At 55.7% G+C, this 2,371-nt stretch carries 3 protein-coding genes; all 3 read left to right on the plus strand.

The window, feature by feature from the left end; all coding sequences use genetic code 11:
- Positions 1 to 85: 85 nt before the first annotated feature.
- The 3 genes from tnpB to ACZYSM_RS29050 are packed head-to-tail and all read left to right on the plus strand — an operon-like array spanning position 86 to position 2,277.
- Positions 86 to 445 carry an IS66 family insertion sequence element accessory protein TnpB gene (tnpB, locus tag ACZYSM_RS29040; protein ID WP_489077092.1) on the plus strand — a complete coding sequence of 120 codons (360 nt, stop codon included), beginning with the start codon at positions 86 to 88 and terminating at the stop codon, positions 443 to 445.
- An 18-nt stretch (positions 446 to 463) separates the two neighbouring features.
- On the plus strand, positions 464 to 1,966 hold the full coding sequence (gene tnpC / locus ACZYSM_RS29045; protein WP_489077094.1) for an IS66 family transposase: 1,503 nt from the start codon (positions 464 to 466) through the stop codon (positions 1,964 to 1,966).
- On the plus strand, positions 1,963 to 2,277 hold the full coding sequence (locus tag ACZYSM_RS29050) for a hypothetical protein (RefSeq protein WP_489077096.1): 315 nt from the start codon (positions 1,963 to 1,965) through the stop codon (positions 2,275 to 2,277). The genes tnpC and ACZYSM_RS29050 overlap by 4 nt, the downstream gene beginning before the upstream one ends.
- Positions 2,278 to 2,371: the final 94 nt, after the last annotated feature.

The following is a 2,371-nucleotide window of genomic DNA, read 5'->3' on the forward strand; positions in this document are numbered from 1 at the left end:
GTAAGCGATCCATCACCTACACCTTCAAAGCCGCCAGTTGATCCTCAATGCTGTGCTCCCGAACTCTTTCAGGAGCCAGCACCTCATGATGCGACCCGATGCAAAAGTGGAAAAAGTCTACCTCTACCCCAAGCCCGTGGACTTTCGAAAGTCCATAGACGGCCTCGCGGCCCTGGTCGAGCTGGATATCAAGGTAGCGGTATTCGACCCGGTACTTTTTGTTTTTCTGAATCGCCCCCGTAATCGGGTGAAAATCCTCTATTGGGAGCGCAACGGCTTTTGCCTTTGGCTCAAGCGCCTAGAGTCCGAGCGTTTCAAAACCTCGCCCGATGCCACCGACGAAGCCATCGTGCTGACGGTTCAGGAACTGAACTGGCTGCTCGACGGTTTTGACCTCTGGCGCAACCGTCCGCATCAGGTTTTGACGCCACGATTTGTTGCTTGATTGGGTATAATCCGGGCCATGATTTCCATGCCCGACAACCTTCCCGATGACCTGGCTGCGCTCAAGCAATTACTTGCTCAGATGCAGTCGAAGGTCGTTCTTCTTGAAGAAGAGAATGCGCTACTTCGTCAGCGCCTGTTCGGGCGCAAGTCAGAGCAAACCGCTGATCCGGCGACGCCACAACTGCTGCTGTTTAATGAAGCCGAAAGTCTCGACACGCCAGCGCCCGTTGAAGCTGACGAAGAAGCTGTCGCCCCGACCAAGCGCCGCGGCAAACGCAAGCCACTGTCGGCTGACTTGCCACGCATCGAGGTCATCCACGAACTCTCCGAGCACGAACTGACCTGCGCTTGCGGTTGCCGCAAACACGCCATCGGTGAAGAAACCAGCGAACAGCTGGAGATCGTGCCGATGCAGATCCGGGTGATCAAACATATCCGCAAGGTCTACGGCTGCCGAGGCTGCGAAACAGCACCGGTCACCGCCGACAAACCCGCGCAACTGATCGAAAAAAGCATGGCCAGCCCCAGCGTATTGGCGATGCTGCTGACCACCAAGTACGTCGATGGCCTGCCGCTGCACCGTTTCGAAAAAGTCCTCGCTCGTCACGGTGTCGATATCCCGCGTCAAACCTTGGCGCGCTGGGTGATCCAGTGCTGCGAACACTTCCAGCCACTGCTGAATCTGATGCGTGATCGGTTACTGGAGAGTCCGATTGTTCACTGCGATGAAACGCGGGTGCAGGTGCTGAAAGAGCCAAACCGAGACCCGACCAGCCAATCCTGGATGTGGGTACAAGCCAGTGGCCCACCGGAGCGCCCAGTCATCCTGTTTGACTACACCACCAGCCGAGCGCAGGAGGTTCCGTTGCGGCTGCTCGCCGACTATCGCGGCTATCTGATGACCGATGATTACGCCGGCTATAACGCTTTGGGCGCGCAGCCGGGTATCGAGCGTTTGGCCTGCATGGCCCATGTACGGCGCAAATTCGTAGATGCGCAAAAAGTGCAGCCCAAGGGCAAAGTCGGTCGAGCCGATGTTGCGCTGACGATGATCAACAAGTTGTACGGCATCGAGCGTGGGTTGAAAGAGATGACAGATGAACAGCGCTTTGCCGGTCGACAGGAACAGAGCTTGCCGGTGCTCAGCCAGTTAAAAAATTGGCTGGAGAAAACTCAACCGCAGGTCACTATGCAAAGCGCCTTGGGTAAAGCGGTCAATTATCTGGCCAGTAACTGGAACCGGCTGGAGCGTTATATAGAGGCTGGCTTTTTACCGATTGACAACAATGCCGCCGAAAGAGCAATCAAACCGTTTGTGATCGGTCGCAAAGCATGGCTATTCAGCGATACGCCCAAGGGCGCCGCAGCCAGTGCGCAGATCTACAGCCTGGTCGAGACCGCCAAGGCAAACGGCCAAGAGCCCTATACGTGGCTGCGCCATGTACTGGAGCGATTACCGCAGGCTGAGTCGGTTGAAGACGTTGAGGCGCTACTACCCTGGAATTGGAGGGCATCATGAGTATCAATATTGATCATCTGAGTGTCGATGAGTTAGTGACATTGAATCATCACATTATCGAACGACTGAAGATGCTGGAGTCGTTGGAAGCTCATAAATCGATGATGCAGTTCCATCCAGGAGCACGGGTAAGCTTCGACTCACCCAGTGGTGAGCGCCTGTCCGGTACCGTCATGAAGTTCAACCGCAAGACCGTCACAGTGGTAACCGACACCGGCCAGCGTTGGAATATTTCGCCGCACTTGCTTTCACCGATCAAAAACGTACAGGCAGGAACGGTGGTGGATATCAAGCCACAAAAAATGAAGTAGCTGCGCCGCGAACGGCCTCCGCGCCGGCATGATTTGATTCCTCCCCACCTCAGGCGCCGCCTGTTTGGATAGGTGGGGTTTATGGATCAGTTAC

The organism is Pseudomonas sp. F220 (assembly GCF_057813935.1).

What these genes read in the sequence shown, in the direction of transcription:
- tnpB (WP_489077092.1), top strand. Translation starts at nt 86, where the DNA reads ATGATGCGACCCGATGCAAAAGTGGAAAAAGTCTACCTCTACCCCAAG.
- tnpC (WP_489077094.1), top strand. Translation starts at nt 464, where the DNA reads ATGATTTCCATGCCCGACAACCTTCCCGATGACCTGGCTGCGCTCAAG.
- ACZYSM_RS29050 (WP_489077096.1), top strand. Translation starts at nt 1,963, where the DNA reads ATGAGTATCAATATTGATCATCTGAGTGTCGATGAGTTAGTGACATTG.